Below are 19,481 nucleotides of genomic sequence, written 5' to 3'. Positions count from 1 at the left end.
ATGTCTGACTCACTCACCCACACGCTGAACGAGCATTTACGCGATGCCATGCTCGCCTTTTACCTGACCACCGCCCTGGCGGAAGACGCTACGATCAAGCGCTTGAAACTGGCAGAAACCCTCAAGACCACCGATGACCTTTACGCGCACTGGCTGATCGACCCCCAGGTCAGTCAGGCCGTACCCACTACCTTGATCGCAAGCGCCATTACCAGCCTGCAACACTACATCACTGCCATTTTCATGGGCATTGAGCCCGGCTACGAAACCGGGGGCATCGGCCCCTCCCAAGAGAAAACCTGGAACGACACGTTACAGACCTACTCACTCTGGCGTGCCCACCAGCAACTGCGCCATTACCCGGCGAGCTACCTTTCCCCAAGCTTGCGCCAGGGCAAAACCGATAGTTTCCAGCAACTCGAAAATGAACTCAGCCAGTTCCGCATCGAAGCTGAGCCACTGTCGAAGGCCGTGCAGGGTTACCTCAACCGATTCGAAGAACTGGCCAGCATCAAAACGCTCAATGGTTACATTGACGGCGACACCGCCAATCTCGCTGACAGCGTTTACTACTTCGTGGGTAAATCCAGGTCTGAAAACACCTTCTACTGGCGATCGCTGGACCTGTCTCAACGTGATAAAGCAGCAAGCAACGCGACCCACAAACCGTACCCGACTGCGTGGTCGAACTGGAAAAAAATCCATTTGCCGCTCGGTGGCGAACCTATCCCTGAACAGAGCATTCGCCCGGTTTTCTTCAATGGTCGACTGTTTGTAGTGTGGGTTGAGTGTATTAAGCCGTTGACGCCTTTAACGGACTTCACGCCGTTACGCGGCAGAGGGGAAACTGAAACAGAAAACGAGTACGCGCACCGTCTGGAAACCCAGATGAGGAACCACTACGTACAGTTACGGATGAACTTCTCTTTTTGCAAGCTGGATGGCAGCTGGAGCGCACCGCAAACGTGCATACAGGATTATTGCGTCCTGCAATCCATCATGAACCTGAACAAAGAGCAGTTGATGGGCGGGATTACCAGCCTGGCCTTCCTCGACACCGCCACCCAGCCATCTTCGCTGTTTCTCGGCCTCTGCGCGGTCCCCGAGGCCTCTGACGCCCCTTCCAGGATCGGCGAATCAGCCACGTATTTCTATCAGGCTGTTCAGATGGATCAACACTTCAACATCAGTTGGGTGCAGTCCATCGGCGGCGCACGCACGTTATGGCCATGGAAAATGAACCCAGAACTGGCCGGGCGATACTTGACGTTATTTGCCCAACACAACAAGCGTAACTTTCAGTTCAGGGCGCCGCAAACGTCTCAGGTCCGTCTCAAACACGTACACAACTTGACACCTCACCCAGGGTCCGACGGTTGGGACTTCGACCGCACCCAAGACAACATAGGCAACCTGGGCCCCGACGACATCCAACTCAACACCACCACCTCGGTCATTGAAGTGACGAGCCGACTTGCAAAAAGCTTCGAGTCCCACAGGACCGTGACGCTAACAAGCCTGAGTACGCTGGCGAGCTTCACGCTGATACTGAGTACCCGCAAAAAAAACGGTGACACTGTGTTTGCCTTGGGTGACGCCTCGAAGATTGTCTTCGATATTTACCAACCCATTCTCGACATTGCCTCGACGTCAATTCGGTTGACCTTCGACTACAAAACCGCAGGCATCAGCCACACCGATTTTATTCGTGACAAAGACAACGCCTCACTCACATTGGTTTTTCCAGCGACGGGCCTTGCCCCCACATCGACGCAGAGCGGCCTGATCAGTTTGAGCAATGCCTTCATCAGTCAGGAAACCTTTGAATATTTTTTTAACACCCCGGATGCACCCAGCCTGATCAAATTAGCCTTTCACGATTGTACGGGCGACAAGCGGCACTTACGGGATGTGCATCTTAATAACTGCCGGGTGATGCAGGCTCAACGCCGATACAAGCCCGTGCTCATGTACCCCGTATGGCAAAACCACGCCCTACCGTTACATGTCCATCGAGGCAACACGGTGCTCATTGGCATGACCGAAAACCCACGGCACGATTTGCACGACACCTTCACCGAATTACTCGTACCCCACCCCCTCAAGCTGCAGGTTGAGCTCGACCCTGCCACCTTGAGACCCTACGCCGAAAAGCCCAATGGCAACGAAACCATCACGCTGATCAATGGCGTACTGATCCTGGAAACCAGCCACCAACATTCAGGCGCAACGATTCTGGGGTATGCGCTCAAAGCTGTCTCCGTCGCCGTTGATATCCAGCGTGGTGGTCAGACGCTCGCTATACCGGTGGCACCCGGAATCCGCCTCGGTCCGCCCTCTTCGGGCGGTACCGCAGAATTTATCGACTTCAAAGATTCAATCATTACCGACACAGGCCCTGATCTGAAACGCGCACCCATCCGTACCAATACCTGTGTCGCCAACCTGCTGACGAAAACCGCCAACGACGGCCTCCATCGCCTGCTTGCCTTACCGTCTCATACATGGCGCGAGCCAACGCTGCTGAAAGGCTCCGATGACAAGCCCTTGGATTTCCAGGGCGCCTACAGCCGATACTTCTGGGAATTGTTTCTTTATTTGCCCTGGCTTCTGGCGCATCGCTTGAATGTTGAACACCAACACGCTGAAGCGGAGTCCTGGTTGCGGTATCTCTTCGAACCTGCCAACACCTCCACGACACTCAAAACCCTGCGTGACTGTTGGCGACTTCCCGCGTTGCTGCACGATCAGGTCGAACCGAATTACGCCATGGCGGCGCCAAACGACCCCAACCAACTGGCCCTGGGAAACCCTGTGTATTTTCGTCAGGCGCTGTACCTGCTGTACGTCGACATCCTGCTTAATCGCGGTGACGCCGCCTATCGCCGGCTGACCCGCGACAGTCTGGCTGAGGCCAAGTTGTGTTACATCAGAACCAAACGCCTGCTTGGCCCTCGTCCGCCGGTCAACCCCATCGACCCGTGGTCCGCCACTACCCTGGGTCAACTCAAGGCCTCTACGTTCAAACCGTCCCCCAAGGCCGACACAAGTACGGTCACGAAACTATGCCGCTCGTTAAGCGCCGACCTGCTCATGCGTTGGGACAAAGTCGAAGCGCGCCTGCATAACCTGCGTCACTACCTCGACTTGACCGGCAACCCCCTGAACCTTCAACTGTATGCGGCGACGCTGACACCGCAAATGCTGTTGACTGCCTATGCTCACGGGGGCGGCGCCCCTAGGTCTGTACACACTTCACCCCCGCCGCATAACGCTCATTATCGCTTCAATGTGATCTTGGGATACGCGCTGCAAATGGTCGATAACCTGACGCAATTGGGCACCACCCTATTGTCACTGCTGGAACGCAAGGAACACGCCCAACTCCTGGAAACCCAGCAGCAACATGCCTGGGAACTGGCGACCCTGTCCGTCGAGCAACAAGCCCAGGCGTTGCAGCTGGACACTAAAAACCGGCAAGCGTTGTTGGCCGGACGCAAGCTTGTTCAAGGCCGCGTGACATTTTTTGAAACCCAACTCAAAGCCGGTCTCACCCAGGGAGAAGTCAGAGCCACAGAGGAGTACCGCGAGAGTGCCAAATGGGAACTCGCAGCAGCCGGAGCCCAAGCCGCAGCAGGGTTGGCGATGCTCTTGCCGAACATTTTCGGGACCGCCAACGGCGGCGTTCGCTTCGAAGGCGCCTTCCATGCCACGCATGCGGCCCTTCAAGGCATGGCCAACGACAAACGCTCCGAGGCTACCGGGCTTGATCGCTGCGAACAGTTCGCCCGACGCGCCCAGGAATGGCAGCACGCGCTGGACCAGGCACGGCTGGAACTGGCTCAGGTCGACGCACAACTTAAAGCGTACACACAGCAGGAGGATATCAACCGGTTGCAACTGCGCCTGGCCGAGGCGTCGCTCGCGCAGGCGCGCACCCTCTACGACATGCTGGGTAAGCGCTTCACCGCCAGCCAGCTCTACCAATGGCTCAACGACCAACTAGCGAGTGTCTACTTCCAGGCTTATGACTCGACTTTATCGCTCTGCCTGACCGCTCAGGCGTGCTGGCAAGAAGAACGTGCGCAATGGGATCAGCACTTCATTGCACCCCATCAGTGGAGCAACAAATACCGCGGCTTGAGCGCAGGCGAAGGGCTCAAACTCAATTTGCTGACCATGAGCAACGCCTATCTCACCCACAACGAACGCCTGCTGGAAATCTGCAAGACCGTCTCGCTGCGCCAGTTGTGCGAAAGGGAACCCGCCGCGACTGAAGATCAAACCTGGGAAGCCTTTCATGCCGCGCTTGTCAGCCGAGGCAGCGTCACCTTCAAGCTGACGCACAAGGCGTTCGAGAACGACTACCCCAACCACTACCTGAGGCGCATCAAAACCGTCAGTGTTTCCCTACCGGCCACCCTGGGCCCCTATGAGGATGTCAAGGCCCTGCTGACCCAGACCGCCAGCACCGTCTACCTGACGCCCTCGGCTGCGGCGAACGCTCCAGCCAGGCACGACTTGCGTGTGCGCCAGGAAATTGCGCTGTCCAACGGGCTGAACGACAGCGGGTTATTCACGTTGAGCTTTGAGAACGATGAGCGCTACCTGCCGTTTGAATACACCGGCGCTATCTCCTCGTGGCAACTGACCTTCCCCAATCACAAAGACCAGAATGCCCTGCTCAACTCCTTGACCGATATCATCGTGCATGTGCGCTACACCGCTAAACGCGGGGGTCAGCAATGAACACCCAATCGCAGGGCAATCCGTCATCCTCGCCACTGGTCGTCCCCGAAGGCACAGAAGCCCTGAAGAGTCCCGGCGCCAACTGGGCGCCTGTCGGCATGAGTGGCGAAGCGTCGGTAGAGTTGCCCTTGCCGATTTCAGCCGGTCGCGGCTTCGACCCCGCGTTAACCCTCAGCTACCGAAGCGGCCAGGGCAACAGCCCATTCGGCCTCGGCTGGGCGGTGCCGGTGGCGACCATCAGCCGCGATATCCGCAAGGGCGTACCGACCTACACTGACAATGATGTATTCATCAGCCCCCAGGGCGTTGACCTGATTCCCGAACGGGACGCAGACGGTGCTATTCACAGTGTGCTGCGCACGGCGTTCAACGACCTGGCCTTAAACGAAACGCACCGCGTGGTGCGCTACTTTCCAGCCGTGGAGGCGCAGTTCGACCGGATCGAGCACTGGTCGCCCCCCTCCGACGCCGCCGGGTTCTGGCTGATTCAAGCCGCAGACGGGAACGTCCATCTGTTTGGCAAAACCGACCTGGCGCGTTGTACCGACCCCGGCAACCGCGAGCATGTCGCCTGTTGGTTTTTGCAGGAAAGCCTCAACCCCCTCGGTGAGCAGATCTACTACCACTACAAACAAGAGGATGCGCTGGCGCCGGGTTCAAGAGACTTTCGTGCTCAGCGTTACCTTGAACGCGTGTGCTACGGCAACCTCAAGCACCAGAGCCAACTGGCCCTTTGGAACAGTCCGGATGTCGGCGAGAAACACTGGCACTTTGAACTGCTGTTTGACTATGGCGAACGCAGCAGTGAGTTGACCCACCTACCCGGCTACGCCGCACAGCAGCCGTGGGACGCACGTCCAGACCCTTTTTTGCGCTACGCCTTTGGTTTTGAACTGGGCACGCAGCGTCTTTGCCGGCAAATACTGATGTTCCATTACTTCCCCGACGAGCCGACGATGGGCCCGGAGCCTGTACTCACCAAGCGGCTGGTGCTGGAATACAGTCGCCATGCGTACGCCGGCAGCTACCTGCGCGCCGTGCATAACCAGGCCTACGATGGCCAAGGGCAGACCGACGCCTGGCCCCCGCTGGAACTGGCCTACCAGCACTTCAAACCGTTGCTGAACAATCGCCACTACCGTCCGTTCGAGGCCATGGCGGGCCTCAATGACGGGCACCACTATCAGTTGGTTGATTTGTTCAACGACGGCCTGCCGGGGCTGCTCTACCGTACCGATAAAAGCTGGCACTACCGCGAGCCAACCAGGGCGCTCAACCCGGGCGACGCCGACGCTGTCGCCTACGGCCCTGAGCAGCAACTGCCACGCATCCCTGTTAACGACAGCACCCGCGTTACCTATCAGGCCTTGATGGACGTTAACGGTGACGGGCACTTGGAGTGGGTCATGGCGCAACCGGGGCTCAGCGGCTTTTTCAGCTTGGGCCCACAGCGTCAGTGGTCCGATTTTACCCCGTTTGCGGCATTGCCCCAGGAGTTCTTCCACCCTCAGGGGCAATTGGCCGACCTGATGGGCGCGGGGTGCTTGGACCTGACACTGATCGGCAGCCGCAGCGTACGCCTGTATGCCGGGCGCCAGGCCGAAGGCTACGGGCCTGGCGTGCAGGTCACCCATGCGCCCGACGATGATCAGCTGCCGACCTTGAGCAACGGGCCCGGTGAGTTGATCGCCTTTTGTGACCCGCTGGGCAGCGGTCAACAACACCTGGTGCGCATTCGTCACAACGAAATCAAATGCTGGCCCAATCTGGGGCGCGGCCACTTTGGTCGAGGGTTTGTGTTCGCGACATTGCCCTTCGCCTATGACGGGTTCGATGCCGCCCGCATCCGCCTGGCCGACCTGGATGGCTCAGGCGCAGTCGATGTGCTCTACCTGCAATCAGACCAGGCGCTGATCTTCATGAATCGGTTCGGCACAGGGCTGGTGGAGCCGGCGATGCGATTGCCCTGGCCAGAGGGGGTGCGCTACGACACGACGTGCCAGGTCACTATCGCGGACCTGCAAGGTGTGGGCTGCTCCAGCCTGATCCTGACCGTACCGCATAAAAGCCCGCGGCACTGGCGCTACGACTTTGTGCGGCACAAACCCTATTTGCTCAACGGTATGCTCAATAACATGGGCGCGGCCACACAGTTGGGCTATCGCAGCAGCGCCCAGGAATGGCTGGACGACAAACGTGACGGCCATGCACAGGCAAAGCCCATCGGCAGGGGGCTGCCCTTTACCGTGCACGTGCTCAAAAGTCGCGGGCAAAAAGACTTGGTCAGCGGCGATAGCCAATCGCAGCACTTCACCTACAGAGAAAGTTGTTACGACAGCGAAGACCGCAAGTTCATCGGCTTCGGCCTGCTGCTGGAGACCGACGGCCCGCCCACCCTTCGCGACAGCGGCGTGTTGCTGACCAAGCGTTGGTTTCACACGCTGTACCCACCGCACACGCCCTTTTACACCGGCGACGCAGCAGCCCCGAAACCAGGTGCCACGTTGCTCACCTGCGTGACAGATGACGACCCGCAGGACAGGGTGCTCACACACCCTCTGCCGACGACCTTGCGTGAGGTCGAACGTGCGTTGAGCGGCATGCTGCTGCGTGAGGAAATCTACGCGGCCGACGATCCCCCGCAAACGGCAGTGCCCTACTCGGTTCAACACCAGCGTTACCTCGTACGCTTGCTCAAACCGTCACGCCAACCCTCGGAGCCAGCAGCGCTGATGCCCCGGTTGCTGGAGTCGGTGACCTGTCGCTATGAGCGCCAAAAGGATGACCCGCTCTGCCGCCATCAGATCAATCTGCGCTGGGACCGCTACGGCGCACTTGAGCACAGCATCGCCATCGACCATGCGCGGCGAACCATCGCCACCGACGCACCGCCCTTCAGCGCGGACGATGAACAGCAATGGTGGCGTGATGCACACGACCCCGCGCAACAGTCCTGGTACCTGAACGAAACGTGCACTCAATGGATTCATCTCGATGCCACTGAGCGTTGGCGCCTGCAACTGCCCTATCGGCAAAGAAGTAATGTGCTGGTGCTGGCAAAAAACGCGCTTCGCGCCGACCAGATTGCATACGAATACTTCACCGACCGCCATGCGGCACATCCCTTGGGGCCAAGTGCCCAGCGCCAACTCGCCGGGCTTTCAGTGCACCATTACTGCCAAGCCGATTGCAGTGAAACGTTGGCACCCGGAACGGCGAGTTTCCAGGCACTGACCGCCTGCCTGGAGGTCGCAGAACTGGATGAGCCCGCCCTGGCGGCTTACCAACATTTGCCGACGCTCTCACTGACGACCCTGGGCTATCGGCCCATGCGCCTGTTTTTGCCCGAAGCTTCCGTGCAGCCGTCGGCGCAAACGCTCTGGTCGCTCACCCGGGAGCACGTGCGTTATGACCAGTCACAGGGTTTCTTTCGACCGCGCAGGCAGTGGGCGAGTGAGAGCCATGCGCCAAACCTCACCGAATACGATGCCTATTGTTTACACCTCATCCAGGTCACAACGGCAGACGGCTGCACCACCTCTGCCACCTATGATTACCGTCTTGGCTTGCCGGTATTGATGACCGACCCGCAGAGAACGCAACAATACATTCACTACAATGCCCTGGGGCAGGTGCTGGCCGTAGGCATGCTGGGCCATGAGGGCGAGACGCCCATCGGCGCAGACACACGCGCATCGTTCAAGCGCGAGCCCGGCGCCAGCCCCATACAGGCCATCGCCGGCCCTGAGCACGCGCTGGGTGACGCCCACCGTGCGTTCTTACATGAGGCCTTCAGTTGGATGGGGCGCATCACGCCGGCCAGTGTAAAGACGCAATGGATAGAGCGCGGCTATCTACTGCCTGGCGGGCATATCCGCGGGTCGGCATTGCTGCGACTGAACGCGCTGGCAAGCCCTCAACCCCATCACCTCGAACTCAAAGCGCTGATCCAGGCGACCACCCGCCAACCCGTGCATACCGCAGCCTTTCAAACCGATCGGCTTCAGGGGGCAGGTGCTCAAGAAGATAAACATATCCAGGTCGCGCTCGCGTTCAGCGACGGTTTTGGTCGAATCCTGCAACACCAACAGAAGACTCAACCGGGGCCGGCCTGGCGAGTCAACGACCGGGAGAGCCTGGACAGTGGCAACCTCCAGGTACTGCTGGAGGTCCAAACCCCCACTCGCTGGCGCATCAGCGCCCCTGCCGAATACAACGCAAAAGGCCAGCTAGCACGGACCTGGCGCCCCTATTTTGTCGACCGTGCAGGCTACGTCAACGACGAGGCACTCAGGGCGCAGCGCCACAGTGAGCGCTATTTCTACGACCCTCTGGGCCGCCTCCTACGCACCCTCAATGCCAATAACCACACCCGCCGCCAGACCTATTGGGCCTGGTACACCGTCAGTGAGGATGAAAACGACACGATTATGCCGCCCGCCACCGGCTGATATCACACCGGTGGCTGCAAAAGAGCCGGGCCTTTAAAAGGCTCGGCTCGATAACGGTTCAGCAAGCACGACGCGTCAGCCACGGTGGGGGTTCATGACCCTGACTGCACGGTAATTGAGGCCACTCACATGTTGAACCAATAACCGATAGGCACCACGGCGCTGCTGCCCGCGATACCCCGGCAAATCAAAGCCACGGGTTTTCTCGGCGCCATGGTAGGCGTGGCCTTTCGAGAATGGGGTTAGTCTTTGCTCCAACTCGCGGATCACGTTGCGGATAATGCTCCCGCCCTCGCCGCGCAGCTCCTCCAGAATATCGGCGGCATTGATCACAAGACGTTGCACTGCACCGCCGGCGGACGGCCCTGGGGTTTCAGACGCCGGTTCATCAACAGCCACCGCGCCGCTGTCTCGACGAACCGTGGACACGCGAGTCTGCGGGTGAACGTCGGCCTCGGTCGGCCCACCCGGTGGCAGAGGAGCCGCGCCGGTCTTGCGCGCCGACGCCCTGACCAGCGTGCCAGAGAAGCCCAGACGGGACAGCGTGCGGTGAGGGTTACGCTCTGCATGAGAGGCAGCTTCGGCCTCGACCCTGTTCTCTCTAGGACCAATGTAGCCGTAGAAGCCGCCGCGTGCCGCCGGGGTAAGGCCATAGGACAACACTTGCGTATCGGGAGCAGCCAATCGATGGGACAGGAAAAAGGCGGCTAAATCGTTGATCTCGTCGCTGTTCAAACCGCGCCTTTGCCCCAGTTCCTGAGCATTTTTTAAGATTTCAGGCTGATAGAACTGCCGACGTCTTTCGGGCAAAGGTCGATGCCGCCCATGAGCGATCACCGTCAGTGAGGCGATACCCAATACAAACCCCAAGCCCGCGACTAGTGCAACCATGCCAACCCCCATCTGTGACCCATAACCCGCCAGCGCAAGCATGACGATAATCATCAGCGGCATGAGAATCGGATAACGTTGCGAGCCGTCCGGATCGACAAAACTGACGGGGTTGTTGCCTACCATGGCGTAGAGGTTCAAGCCATCAACATCGCCCAGGGGGTCCGCGCTGATCCAGCGCAACAGCCAGGGGGCGTAATACCGCACGCCGTAGTAATACAAGCCGCTAGCATCGCGCTCCTTGCCGCCATAACGCAGGGTTTTGTAACTGGCCTCGACGGCATTTTTGGCTGCCCACCAAGCCGTTGCGCCAAAGGGGTAGTAGCTTTCCTGGCTAAGCAGTGCCGCTTGTTCATCCAACTCCAATGCACTGCTGCCTAAATGGTCGGCCAGGCTGAACCGCAACTGCTCATTCGCTAAGCCTTCAGGACGCCCCTGCTCCCAAAGCAGCCCCCTCACGCTGGTACGACCGGCCTGTACAAGCAGCACGTCGAGCCATTCCCCCGTGGCACCTGCGCGATGCAACTCCAGCCCTGGCAGGTAGCGGACTTCATGGCGGTGGGTCAGGGATTTGCCTTGCTCCACGCGGCGTTTGATGACCCGCTGCCCGGCAGCGTCGTATACATAGACTTCATCGTCGTGCTCGCCGTTTTCACGCATCACCTGCGTCACTTGGACCATCTGGTTGCGCACATTCCAAGTGATGGCCTGCCCACGCGCCAACACCTGCTGGTTGCCGCACGCGTCAAAACCCTGGCCCAGCCCTGGTGCACGTGCGCCTGCTTGCTCGACGACACTGTGGTTGCTGCGCTCACCGACCCGCATGTGCTGGGTAAAACCGCTTCCGGTGCTGGGTGCATGTCGCATCGTGAGCAGGTTGCCCGCCACGTCATAGCGGTAGTGGCGGGTGTATTGTCGCCACAGATTGCCGTCCACCGCCCCCAATGCAACGTGCGCGGGCCCGCTTGGGGCATTAGGATGACTGGCATTTTCGCGGCCAGTGGCCTTGATCAAGCGGGACAGGCTGTCGTACTCGAACGTGCTGACAGCGTCGACTTGGGTATTGCTTGCCCAGCGCACCGGCTGCGCGGCGTCACGGATGCTCAGGACGTTGCCGACCGGGTCGTAGGCGTACGAGAGGTCCTGCAGCAGTCGATCTTGCTTGCGTGCAGTCAGGCGCTTGAGATGCCCGTCGGTATCGGCGTACTCCGCCACCGTCACCACGCCGTTGCCGGCACGCTCAGACAGCACTTGGCCGAAAGCGTTGTACGTGCGTTGGTCCAGCAACGGCTTGCGCACGCCACTCTTGAACACCAGGGAGCAGTGAATCAGGCTGCCGTCGACGCCGTAACGTGATTGCCGGCGGTGCCCCTTGGCATCGACGTGCTCCAGCACTTGGCCCGACGCATCGTATTGCCAGGTGGTGGTAAAGGCCTCGGCCTGAAGGTGCGTGTCGCGTGCGGAGTGCGGCAACGGCCAGTCAACGTCGTGCAGGCTTGCACAAAATCGTCGAGTGAGTTCGGTGACCCCGCCCTGAAGGTCGTACCGTTCATACAGCAAGGTGCCGGCAGGGTCATCGTGACGCAGCAATCGGCCACAGCGGTTATGCGCTGCATTTTCTGCGGTAGTCGTCGCGTAATTCATGCGTTCGACGCAGCGCTCGACGGCGTCACCCGCACCCCGCTCGTACACCGCCACGGGCCGCATCGCCCCGTCGAATTCAAATCGCTGTTGAGCCCCCCGACCATCCCAGCGCTGCAACAATTGATCGCCGGGGCCAAAGAGTTTTACTTCAAGGCCCGCGTCGACACTGTGCGTACTCAACACCTTGCCAGTGAGGCTGGTGCAATGACGCTGATTGGGCTGTATGTCGGCGTGCGTCTGTTGCAGTGCAAACAAACGCGGGTCCCACTGTTCCTGCAAGCCCCCCCTGGCATCGAAGACCTGCTGGGTGATGCACGCCTGGGGCTTCTCCCCGGGCGTGCGGCGATGATAAGCGACACTGCGAACACTCAGTCCACGTGGGTCGATGACCGCCAAAGTCGGCGTATTGTGATGCATGGAAGACATAACCGGATGACCTGCGAACCCATAAGGCTCAGAGCCTAGTCATCTGCCACGATGCAGCCCAGAGCACGTCACGCCTTATGGCGTGCGGCGCTTCCGAACGTATTGTCAGGCCAGGCATGCAGTGAGACTCAGGCTACCGGGGCGCTTGGGCGCGGTGAGTCACGCTTGCCTGCGATGGCTATGGGGTAGGCACTGGCTTTTCGTGATCCAAGTGCCTATCCGTCATTTCATCAAGTGCCTCTCGCAGTTGAGGAAGCTGCGATAAGCAAAGACCAAAGGTCTCCTGCAACACCTGCAACAGTTCATCGGCACTGCCCAGCGTGCGCTTTTCACTCGGTCGATCCAGGGAATGCACGGCATAGTTGGCGTTGGCCAGGGTGTAACGTTTACCCGGCGCCAGGCGCGCGACCTTGAGTTGGCCCAAGAACGGCGAATCCGGATGAGTCGATACGTACCAGTTGCCGATGGTGTAGTCGATATCGGCCTGTACTTGCAGGTCGAACACATACAGCCCGCGCCACTGCTGCGCCACCTGCGCCCACATCGTGTAGCTGCCCTGGCCGTCGAGAGTCAGCCGATACGGCTCATGGGCCGTGGCCTGCACCGCCTCGGTGTCCAACAACAACGGGCTGCTGGGCACCATGCCGCCAAAGCCGACATCGGTGATATAGCGCTCGCCGTTCAGGGTCACCAGGCTCAGGCGATGGGTACGCGCAGTGTGCGCATCCGCCGGCCCGCCCATCACCACTCGACCGGTGATGCCTCGGGCCTCAAAGCCAAGCGACAGCAACAAGGCCAGGAACATCTGGTTCAGCTCATAGCAATACCCGCCCCGCCCATCCAACAGCACTTTTTGCTCGACGCTGGGCAGGTCGATGGGTACCGGCAAATGCAGCAAAGTCGATAGGCTTTCGAAGGCGAAAGTGCACACATGGCGCAGTTGCAAGTCTTGCAGGGTTTGCAAAGTGGGCGGCGGTGGCGTGTCGTAGCCCAAGCGTTGCAGGTAGAGCTGGCGGTGGGTCAGGTGGGACATTGCGCAATCCTTGGGCGCGGGGCGAAGGCGTCACTATGCCGCGCCTGCACGCAGATTGTCATTTTGAATGAACCTTTTTGAACGCTCCCCTATCCATTGATAACAACACAGGGAGGCAACATGAGCAGCGCGAAAATCTACACCATCCACTACCAACTGCACGGTCAACCGAAGTCTTTTGTGGTGCGCGCCGAGGTGATGAACAACGCCGAGGCCTGGCATTGGGCGGCGGTTGATGCCGATATTGCCCATGTCAGTCGCGTAGGCCGCGTAGGGCATGAGCAAGTGAAAAAGACGACTCGCCCTTGGGCAGAGAAGTTTGGGATTACCGAAGTCACGTGGATAGCGCCCAAATAAACAAAGCCCCGTACAACGCCGGGGCTCAGGTTATGGCTTCAAGTCGCCCAATGGATCATAGGGCGGCTTTTTTTTCGCCGGGTCTTTGTTTTTATCCAACGGCGCAATCGCCGCGCCGATAGGGTCAACCTGCGGATCACTCACATCCGGCGAATCCGGATCAAAGCCCAGTTCATCTTTATCGGCACCCTGCTCACCCGAGTGCGGGCCTTTGGGAGTCGTGCTCACGGCATTCTCCTTGCTCAAAGTGGACGGGCTTTGTCGTGAAGTTTTTCCAGGTCGTCTTCGACCTGCTTCACTTCGTTGTCCTGACGCTCCGCCGGGTCGTTGGGGCGCAACGCATCGTTGTCGCGCTCCTCTTCGCCGGGTGTGCGGTCAGGGTTGGGGGTGCCGGGTGGCGGCTGTTTGTATTCGGCCATGATGGTTCACCTCAGGGGGGGTTACGTAGTTTTAGAGAAACTGCGTTGAGCCATCGTTCAACTTGTTTGCCCAAGCGTGCGAAGATGCCTGCCCGCCCTCTTCTAGAGACTTGAACCGGATGTTCGAACTCAAACCCTTGGACCCCGTCACCTATCGCCAGCAAACCCGCCGCAGTACGGTCATTGTCGCGGTGCTGTTCCTGGCGTTGGCCATGTTGCTGTCGAGCCTGGCGGTGTTGCTGTTCGGTGAGCCCGGCGGCGATAACGTTCGCTTCAATGTCGGAGGTGTGTTCGCTGGCGTGTTGATTACGGTAGCGCTGGTGCGCGGCCCGTTCTGGACCCGGCCGTGGATGGCAGCAGCAGTGTATGGCTGGCAGCTCAAGCGCTGCCTGATGAGCGTGACCAATGTGATGCACAAGGTCACCGAGCGGGTGCAGGCCAATGACCTGACGGCGCTCAAGGTGTTGCGCTTTTACCACCTGGGGCTGACGCAGATGCATGAGCTGGACGCCAATTCCAGTGCACAGGCGCAGCTGGTCGGTGAGGTCGACGCGCACAAGGCCAGGTTGCAGGCGTTGGGGATCGAAACCGAGCAGACCCGATTCGATCCCGCCTGGATCGAGCGCCTGAAAACCGCCTGAGCTACTGCGTTGAGACCTTTGCCCGCCAGCAGAACACCGCACTCACCGCAATGGCCGCCCCTGCCACACCGAATACCCACGGCGCCGAAGCAATCGGCAGCAGCAGACCGGCCAGCAATGGCCCCAGACCCGCGCCGATATCGCGCCACACCGCGTTGGACGCCAGCGCCGAAACCCGCATCGAACCTGGGTTACGCTCGGCCACCAATGTAGTCACCAGCGGCAATTGCAGTGCACGCAGCACCAGCACCGCCGCCGCGCCGACGATCACCCAGTAGCTGCCAAACGCAGTCAGGGCCAGGGCACTCAGGAACGAAAACAGCAACAGCATCGACGTGGCGCCAAAGCGCTGTGCCGCACGGCCGCCTAAAGGGCTCAGGAGCATTTCCGAGACATACCGCAACGCCATCAAACCGCCCGCGATCAGCACTGCGTCGCCGCCGAGAATCTTCTGTGCCTGAATCGACAGGCCGAAGATAAACAGCCCATCGAGCGCCACGCCCTCGATAAACGACCACATCGCCACGCTGTCCGGCCACTTGAAGCGTCGGCCCGGCGTGCTGTGCAAGTCGTGCCCAACCGTCGGCAACCCCCACGCCATCCATAACCCGACCAGGCAGGCCGCTGCCAGAATCAGAAAAATCGGACGTGGCCCGGCCCATAGCGTCAGCCAGCCACCCAGCGGCAGCGCCAGCATCGGCCCCAGTGCGATCAATGCCCGCGAGCGCCCGGCCCGGCGTGCAGCCCCTTCGGGTTGCGCAGTGGCCAAGACTTGGGTCGACAGGTTCAAGGCGGCAAAACACAGGCCCCACACCAACCGTAGACCGAGCAGCGCCGCGAAACCGGACAACACCGAGTTGCCCACCGCGCACAGCGTCGCAGCGCCCGCAGCGATCATGCAGGTGAGGCGGTCGCCATTGCGTGCGTAGAAATTCAGCACATGCCGGTAACCAAAAATCCGCACCAATCGGTTGGCGGCCAGCAATACCCCGGCCTGGGCCAGCGTGATGCCAAACGCTTGGGATTCCATGGGCAGCAACAAGTAAAGCAACACGTCGCTGGGCAAGCACAAGGCCAAGGTCAGCGCGGCGCGGCGGGACTGGGTGTCGGCGGTGCGAAGGGCCTGGCGGGTCATAAATCTGAAACATCCCGAAATATTCAGGTCGCCACGGTAGCCTTATTCAGCGTTTTTTCCCATAGGGCAACAGACGCAATCCGCTGGCGACAGCCCCCACCAATGCAAATCCGCAGCCCAGCCAGAGCGCGTATTGCGGGCCGCTGCCTAACGACAAGTGGAAGCAAAGCGCTACCAACGACGCCCCCAGCGTCTGCCCCAGCAACCGCGAAATCGCCACGATGCCGCTGGCTCCCCCGCTACGGGCCAGAGGCGCGCTGGTCATCAACGCCTTGAGATTGGGCGACTGGAAGAAACCAAAGCCCGCGCCGCACAACGCCATGCGCCAACCAATATCGAAGGCCGATGCGCCCGCGCCCAAACCGGCCAACGCCGCCATGCCCGCACTGAGCATCAACAGACCGATGCCGCACAGCAGGCCTAACGACACGCGGTCCGCCAGTCGCCCCGCCACCAACGCCATCACCGCGACAACGGCCGGCCACGGCGTCATCAGAAAACCGGTTTCCACCTGGCTGTGCCCAAGCACCGCTTGCAACAAAAACGGCAGCGACACAAACGCCAAGCCCTGGGCGCTGAATGCGCAAATCGCGGTCAGGGACGACAACGCGAACACCGGCCGCTTGAACAGGTCTAGGGCCAGCATCGGCGCCGGGTGTTCGGCCTGGCGCCGCAACAACAACCCGCCGCACACCAGCGCCACGCCGATCAAACCGAGGGGCAATACACCTTGGGCACCGTGAACCGCCGTGCCCAGGCCCAGCACCAACAGAGCAAACAGCCCCGCACACAGCAACGCAGCGAGTCGGTCGAATGCATGCCCGGTCATTGGCAGGGTCGGCAGCGAGCGCAGGCCCAATACCAGGGCCAACAACCCAAGCGGCACGTTGATCAGGTACAGCCAGTGCCAAGTGGCCACCGATAGAATCGCCGAGGCGGCCGTTGGGCCCAACGTAAAGGCGAGCCCCACCACCAACGAGTTATAGCCCAGGCCACGCCCCAACATTTTCGACGGGTAGATATGCCGCAGCAGCGCCGTGTTCACACTCATGATCGCCGCCGCCCCCAGCCCCTGCACCACCCGCGCAGCCGTCAGCGTGACCAGCGACCCGGCCAGCCCGCAAAACAGCGATGAGACGATAAACAGCAGCAACCCACCCAGGTACACCCGGCGATGGCCCAGCACATCACTGAGTGAAGCAAACGGCAGCACGGTGGCGATAATTGCCAACTGGTAGGCATTCACCACCCAGATTACTGAGGCGGAATCCGTACCGATCCCCTCGGCCAATGTGGGCAACGCGGTGTTGACGATGGCCGTGTCCAGCGTCGCCATGCCGATCCCCAGCGAGATCGCGATCACCGCCGGCAGGCGTTTATTGAGAGGTAACCCATCGGCAACAGAAGACATGACCCATCCGCACAGGTGACAAAAGCGTCTAGGTTACGGGGAGTGGCGATTTTTTTCAGTGGCCAATTGCCTGGCTGTCAGTATTTTCATCTTCGAGCGCAGAAACCTGCCGATACCCGGAAATATCCTAGGTTCTTTACGCAACATTCTTTGCACCCTTGGCTCCTTTACGCCGAGAGTCCAGCCCATGTGCAATGCTCATACAACCACTGCTCCGACTTCGTTGAATGACCGTCGGCGCTTCCTGCGCCTGGCCGCCGCCGGTGCAGGCGCCCTGTTGCTGGCGGGCGCGCTGCCCGCCACCGAGGCCCACGCGGCCCCAGTCGTAGTACCCAAACCCGCCAACGGTCTCAACCCTCAGCAGGCACTTGCCCGGTTGATGGAAGGCAATAGCCGTTACGTTGCCGGCGTCACCAAGCGACTTGACTTCATCGCTGAGCGGGAAACGCTGGTAGCCGGGCAAAACCCCTTTGCAGCGGTGCTGGGTTGCGCCGACTCCAGGATCGCACCGGAGTACGCGTTCGATACGGGTCATGGCGATATCTTCGCGGTGAGGGTAGCCGGCAACTTCGTCACTGATGATGGCCTGGCCAGCCTTGAATACGCAGTGGCCGTGCTGGGTACGCCGCTGATCGTGGTATTGGGGCATGATCGCTGCGGCGCCATTGCGGCCGGGGTCAAGGCCGTCAAGGAAAATGCCCGCTTCCCGGGGAAAATCCAGGGCCTGGCGGATGCGCTCAAGCCGGCCGTGAACACCGTAGTGAACACCCCTGGCGATTTGCTCGACAACGCCATCGCGCAAAACGTGATGGACAACGTGGCGCGACTCAAGCGCGAATCAAGCGTGCTGACCGACGCCCTCGCCCAGGGAACGTTGAACATCGTCGGCGGCATTTACCGACTCAACAGCGGTGAGGTGGAGTGGGTCGCCTGACCCCTTTCAATAAGCGAACGCCCCCCAAGGATTAGGGGGGACAGCCATCGCTGACATCACCCATTCATGGGCGCAAGGCGGGAACCGATCGCGACGTTGGCAACACTCAAGAGAGGCGTTCCCTCATCACCATTACTCACTCGTGAAAAAGGATACTGCCTATGCTTCCCATCTTTGCTGCAATCGGCGCGGCGCTGTCGGCCGTTATCGTACCCGTCGCGAAAGCGGTCGCGCTCGCGGCCGTCGGTGGCGCCGCGGCCTTCGGTACAAACAAAGCGCTAACGGTCCTCACCCAGAAGGCCCCACCCAAGCCTGCCCCTGGCAATGTGCCCAAAGACAAACCCGTCATTGGCGCTCCATGCGCCCACCCCCCCGTTTGCTTGGCGCAGGCCTATCCGCCAGAGCCATTTATGACGCGGGCGCTAAGCGCGCCGTTGTCACCGATGGCGCGCCTGTAGCCATTACGTCAGGCGCAGGCTAGCGAAACGAACTCAGGTCCAGGCACCCATTATTGACCGGCGGGCACCAGTAGTAGCCCCCGGTCAACGGCGTGCTGATGCGGTACAGCCCATCGACAATCCCGTCTTCCAAGCCACTCATGCGCCGCAATTGCGCTTCGAATGCGTCGAAGGAATGCCCGAACGCCAGGAACATCAACCCCGCCTGGCCATTCTCGGCCCACGGCATGGAGCGGCGCACCACGAAGGCTTCCGGGGTGAAGCTCTCCTGGGCGGTTCGCTTGGTGTGGGCAGACTCGGGGGCGTCATCGAGTTCTTCGTTATCGCCATGGCGGCGGCCGATGATGTGGTCACGCTCCTGGGCGGGCAATGCGGCGAAACCGTCGAGGTCGTGCTGCCATTGCTGGATCGCGGCAAAGCTGGCGCCGCTGTCGGTCAGGGCGGCTTCAACGGCGGCATCGTCGTGGGGGTTTTCGGTGCCGTCTTCGTAGTCGGTGAGGTCGAAGCCGGTCTTGTAGCGAAAGCCTTCGGTCATTTGCACCAGGCGAAACGCCGGGGCCAGGGCCTTTTCAACGGTACGGCTGCGCAACAGCAGCTCACCGCGATCAACACCGTGCAGCCATACCCACAACGCCTGCTGGGTGGACGGGTTGTGCGCGCCAGGCCCGCTGACGGCCGGGAAGCTGCGCAAGCCGTCGATCTGTGCGCCCAATGCGGTTACCAGCGGCTCGCCAAAACCCACCACTGCCGCCGAATCGACCCACTGCACCAGTGCGTCCAGCGCAGCGGGCACGGCGGCCAGGGAATCGACAGCAAAAAACAGATGGCGTGCCTGCAACGGCACTGGGGCGGCAAGAATGCCCGGCTGGTACTGACTCATGTGAACTCCTTCAAGAAAGCCGCACAGTTTAACCGGCGTTCACTTCGCTGCG

12 protein-coding genes are annotated in these 19,481 nt (G+C 60.5%); 5 read left to right on the top strand and 7 right to left on the bottom strand.

Features of this window, described 5'->3' with window-relative positions; translation table 11 throughout:
• Together ICY20_RS21490 and ICY20_RS21485 are read left to right on the top strand one after the other, a co-directional pair.
• Window positions 1-4,749, top strand: coding sequence for a Tc toxin subunit A-related protein (locus ICY20_RS21490; protein ID WP_194938549.1), 4,749 nt, complete (start codon window positions 1-3; stop codon window positions 4,747-4,749).
• A complete protein-coding gene (locus ICY20_RS21485; protein WP_194938548.1) occupies window positions 4,746-9,200 on the top strand; it encodes a SpvB/TcaC N-terminal domain-containing protein in 4,455 nt (1,484 codons plus the stop codon). The genes ICY20_RS21490 and ICY20_RS21485 overlap by 4 nt, the downstream gene beginning before the upstream one ends.
• 75 nt (window positions 9,201-9,275) lie before the next feature.
• Here the strand turns inward: ICY20_RS21485 and ICY20_RS21480 are convergent, their stop codons facing one another.
• The gene (locus ICY20_RS21480) at window positions 9,276-12,161 is read right to left on the bottom strand and encodes an RHS repeat domain-containing protein (protein ID WP_194938547.1); all 2,886 of its coding nucleotides are present in this window, start codon (window positions 12,159-12,161) and stop codon (window positions 9,276-9,278) included.
• Between the two features lie 178 nt (window positions 12,162-12,339).
• Window positions 12,340-13,194, bottom strand: coding sequence for an arylamine N-acetyltransferase family protein (locus tag ICY20_RS21475; RefSeq protein ID WP_194938546.1), 855 nt, complete (start codon window positions 13,192-13,194; stop codon window positions 12,340-12,342).
• Between the two features lie 120 nt (window positions 13,195-13,314).
• Between ICY20_RS21475 and ICY20_RS21470 the strand changes: the two genes are divergently transcribed.
• Window positions 13,315-13,551, top strand: coding sequence for a DUF6555 family protein (locus tag ICY20_RS21470; RefSeq protein ID WP_122489842.1), 237 nt, complete (start codon window positions 13,315-13,317; stop codon window positions 13,549-13,551).
• 30 nt (window positions 13,552-13,581) lie between these two features.
• Here ICY20_RS21470 and ICY20_RS21465 read toward each other — a convergent pair whose 3' ends face one another.
• Both ICY20_RS21465 and ICY20_RS21460 read right to left on the bottom strand, forming a co-directional pair.
• Window positions 13,582-13,779, bottom strand: a complete 198-nt coding sequence (locus tag ICY20_RS21465; protein ID WP_194938545.1) for a DUF6021 family protein — start codon at window positions 13,777-13,779, stop codon at window positions 13,582-13,584.
• Window positions 13,780-13,793: 14 nt separating this feature from the next.
• Entirely contained in the window at window positions 13,794-13,970 is a 177-nt protein-coding gene (locus ICY20_RS21460; RefSeq protein ID WP_194938544.1) for a hypothetical protein, read from the bottom strand.
• Between the two features lie 119 nt (window positions 13,971-14,089).
• Between ICY20_RS21460 and ICY20_RS21455 the strand changes: the two genes are divergently transcribed.
• Window positions 14,090-14,611 carry a DUF3087 family protein gene (locus tag ICY20_RS21455; RefSeq protein ID WP_159957793.1) on the top strand — a complete coding sequence of 174 codons (522 nt, stop codon included), beginning with the start codon at window positions 14,090-14,092 and terminating at the stop codon, window positions 14,609-14,611.
• A gap of 1 nt (window position 14,612) precedes the next feature.
• Here ICY20_RS21455 and ICY20_RS21450 read toward each other — a convergent pair whose 3' ends face one another.
• Together ICY20_RS21450 and ICY20_RS21445 are read right to left on the bottom strand one after the other, a co-directional pair.
• Entirely contained in the window at window positions 14,613-15,746 is a 1,134-nt protein-coding gene (locus tag ICY20_RS21450) for an MFS transporter (protein WP_194938543.1), read from the bottom strand.
• 46 nt (window positions 15,747-15,792) lie between these two features.
• Window positions 15,793-17,157, bottom strand: a complete 1,365-nt coding sequence (locus ICY20_RS21445) for an MFS transporter (protein ID WP_159957797.1) — start codon at window positions 17,155-17,157, stop codon at window positions 15,793-15,795.
• 187 nt (window positions 17,158-17,344) lie between these two features.
• Here ICY20_RS21445 and ICY20_RS21440 point away from each other — a divergent pair, with 187 nt between their 5' ends.
• Complete coding sequence (locus ICY20_RS21440) at window positions 17,345-18,091, top strand: carbonic anhydrase (RefSeq protein WP_159957799.1); 747 nt, start codon at window positions 17,345-17,347, stop codon at window positions 18,089-18,091.
• A gap of 477 nt (window positions 18,092-18,568) precedes the next feature.
• On the opposite strand, the gene ICY20_RS21435 is transcribed toward ICY20_RS21440, so the two are convergent.
• Entirely contained in the window at window positions 18,569-19,429 is an 861-nt protein-coding gene (locus tag ICY20_RS21435; RefSeq protein ID WP_194938542.1) for a Dyp-type peroxidase, read from the bottom strand.
• Window positions 19,430-19,481 lie beyond the last annotated feature (52 nt).

Origin of the sequence: Pseudomonas pisciculturae (assembly GCF_015461805.1) — a bacterium.
Taxonomy (GTDB): domain Bacteria; phylum Pseudomonadota; class Gammaproteobacteria; order Pseudomonadales; family Pseudomonadaceae; genus Aquipseudomonas; species Aquipseudomonas pisciculturae.
This window is presented reverse-complemented; position numbering and strand designations above follow the sequence as displayed.

Bases quoted from the DNA above. Each gene is read 5' to 3' on its own strand.
- ICY20_RS21490 (WP_194938549.1), top strand. From the start codon at position 1: ATGTCTGACTCACTCACCCACACGCTGAACGAGCATTTACGCGATGCC.
- ICY20_RS21485 (WP_194938548.1), top strand. From the start codon at position 4,746: ATGAACACCCAATCGCAGGGCAATCCGTCATCCTCGCCACTGGTCGTC.
- ICY20_RS21480 (WP_194938547.1), bottom strand. From the start codon at position 12,161: ATGTCTTCCATGCATCACAATACGCCGACTTTGGCGGTCATCGACCCA.
- ICY20_RS21475 (WP_194938546.1), bottom strand. From the start codon at position 13,194: ATGTCCCACCTGACCCACCGCCAGCTCTACCTGCAACGCTTGGGCTAC.
- ICY20_RS21470 (WP_122489842.1), top strand. From the start codon at position 13,315: ATGAGCAGCGCGAAAATCTACACCATCCACTACCAACTGCACGGTCAA.
- ICY20_RS21460 (WP_194938544.1), bottom strand. From the start codon at position 13,970: ATGGCCGAATACAAACAGCCGCCACCCGGCACCCCCAACCCTGACCGC.
- ICY20_RS21455 (WP_159957793.1), top strand. From the start codon at position 14,090: ATGTTCGAACTCAAACCCTTGGACCCCGTCACCTATCGCCAGCAAACC.
- ICY20_RS21450 (WP_194938543.1), bottom strand. From the start codon at position 15,746: ATGACCCGCCAGGCCCTTCGCACCGCCGACACCCAGTCCCGCCGCGCC.
- ICY20_RS21445 (WP_159957797.1), bottom strand. From the start codon at position 17,157: ATGTCTTCTGTTGCCGATGGGTTACCTCTCAATAAACGCCTGCCGGCG.
- ICY20_RS21440 (WP_159957799.1), top strand. From the start codon at position 17,345: ATGTGCAATGCTCATACAACCACTGCTCCGACTTCGTTGAATGACCGT.
- ICY20_RS21435 (WP_194938542.1), bottom strand. From the start codon at position 19,429: ATGAGTCAGTACCAGCCGGGCATTCTTGCCGCCCCAGTGCCGTTGCAG.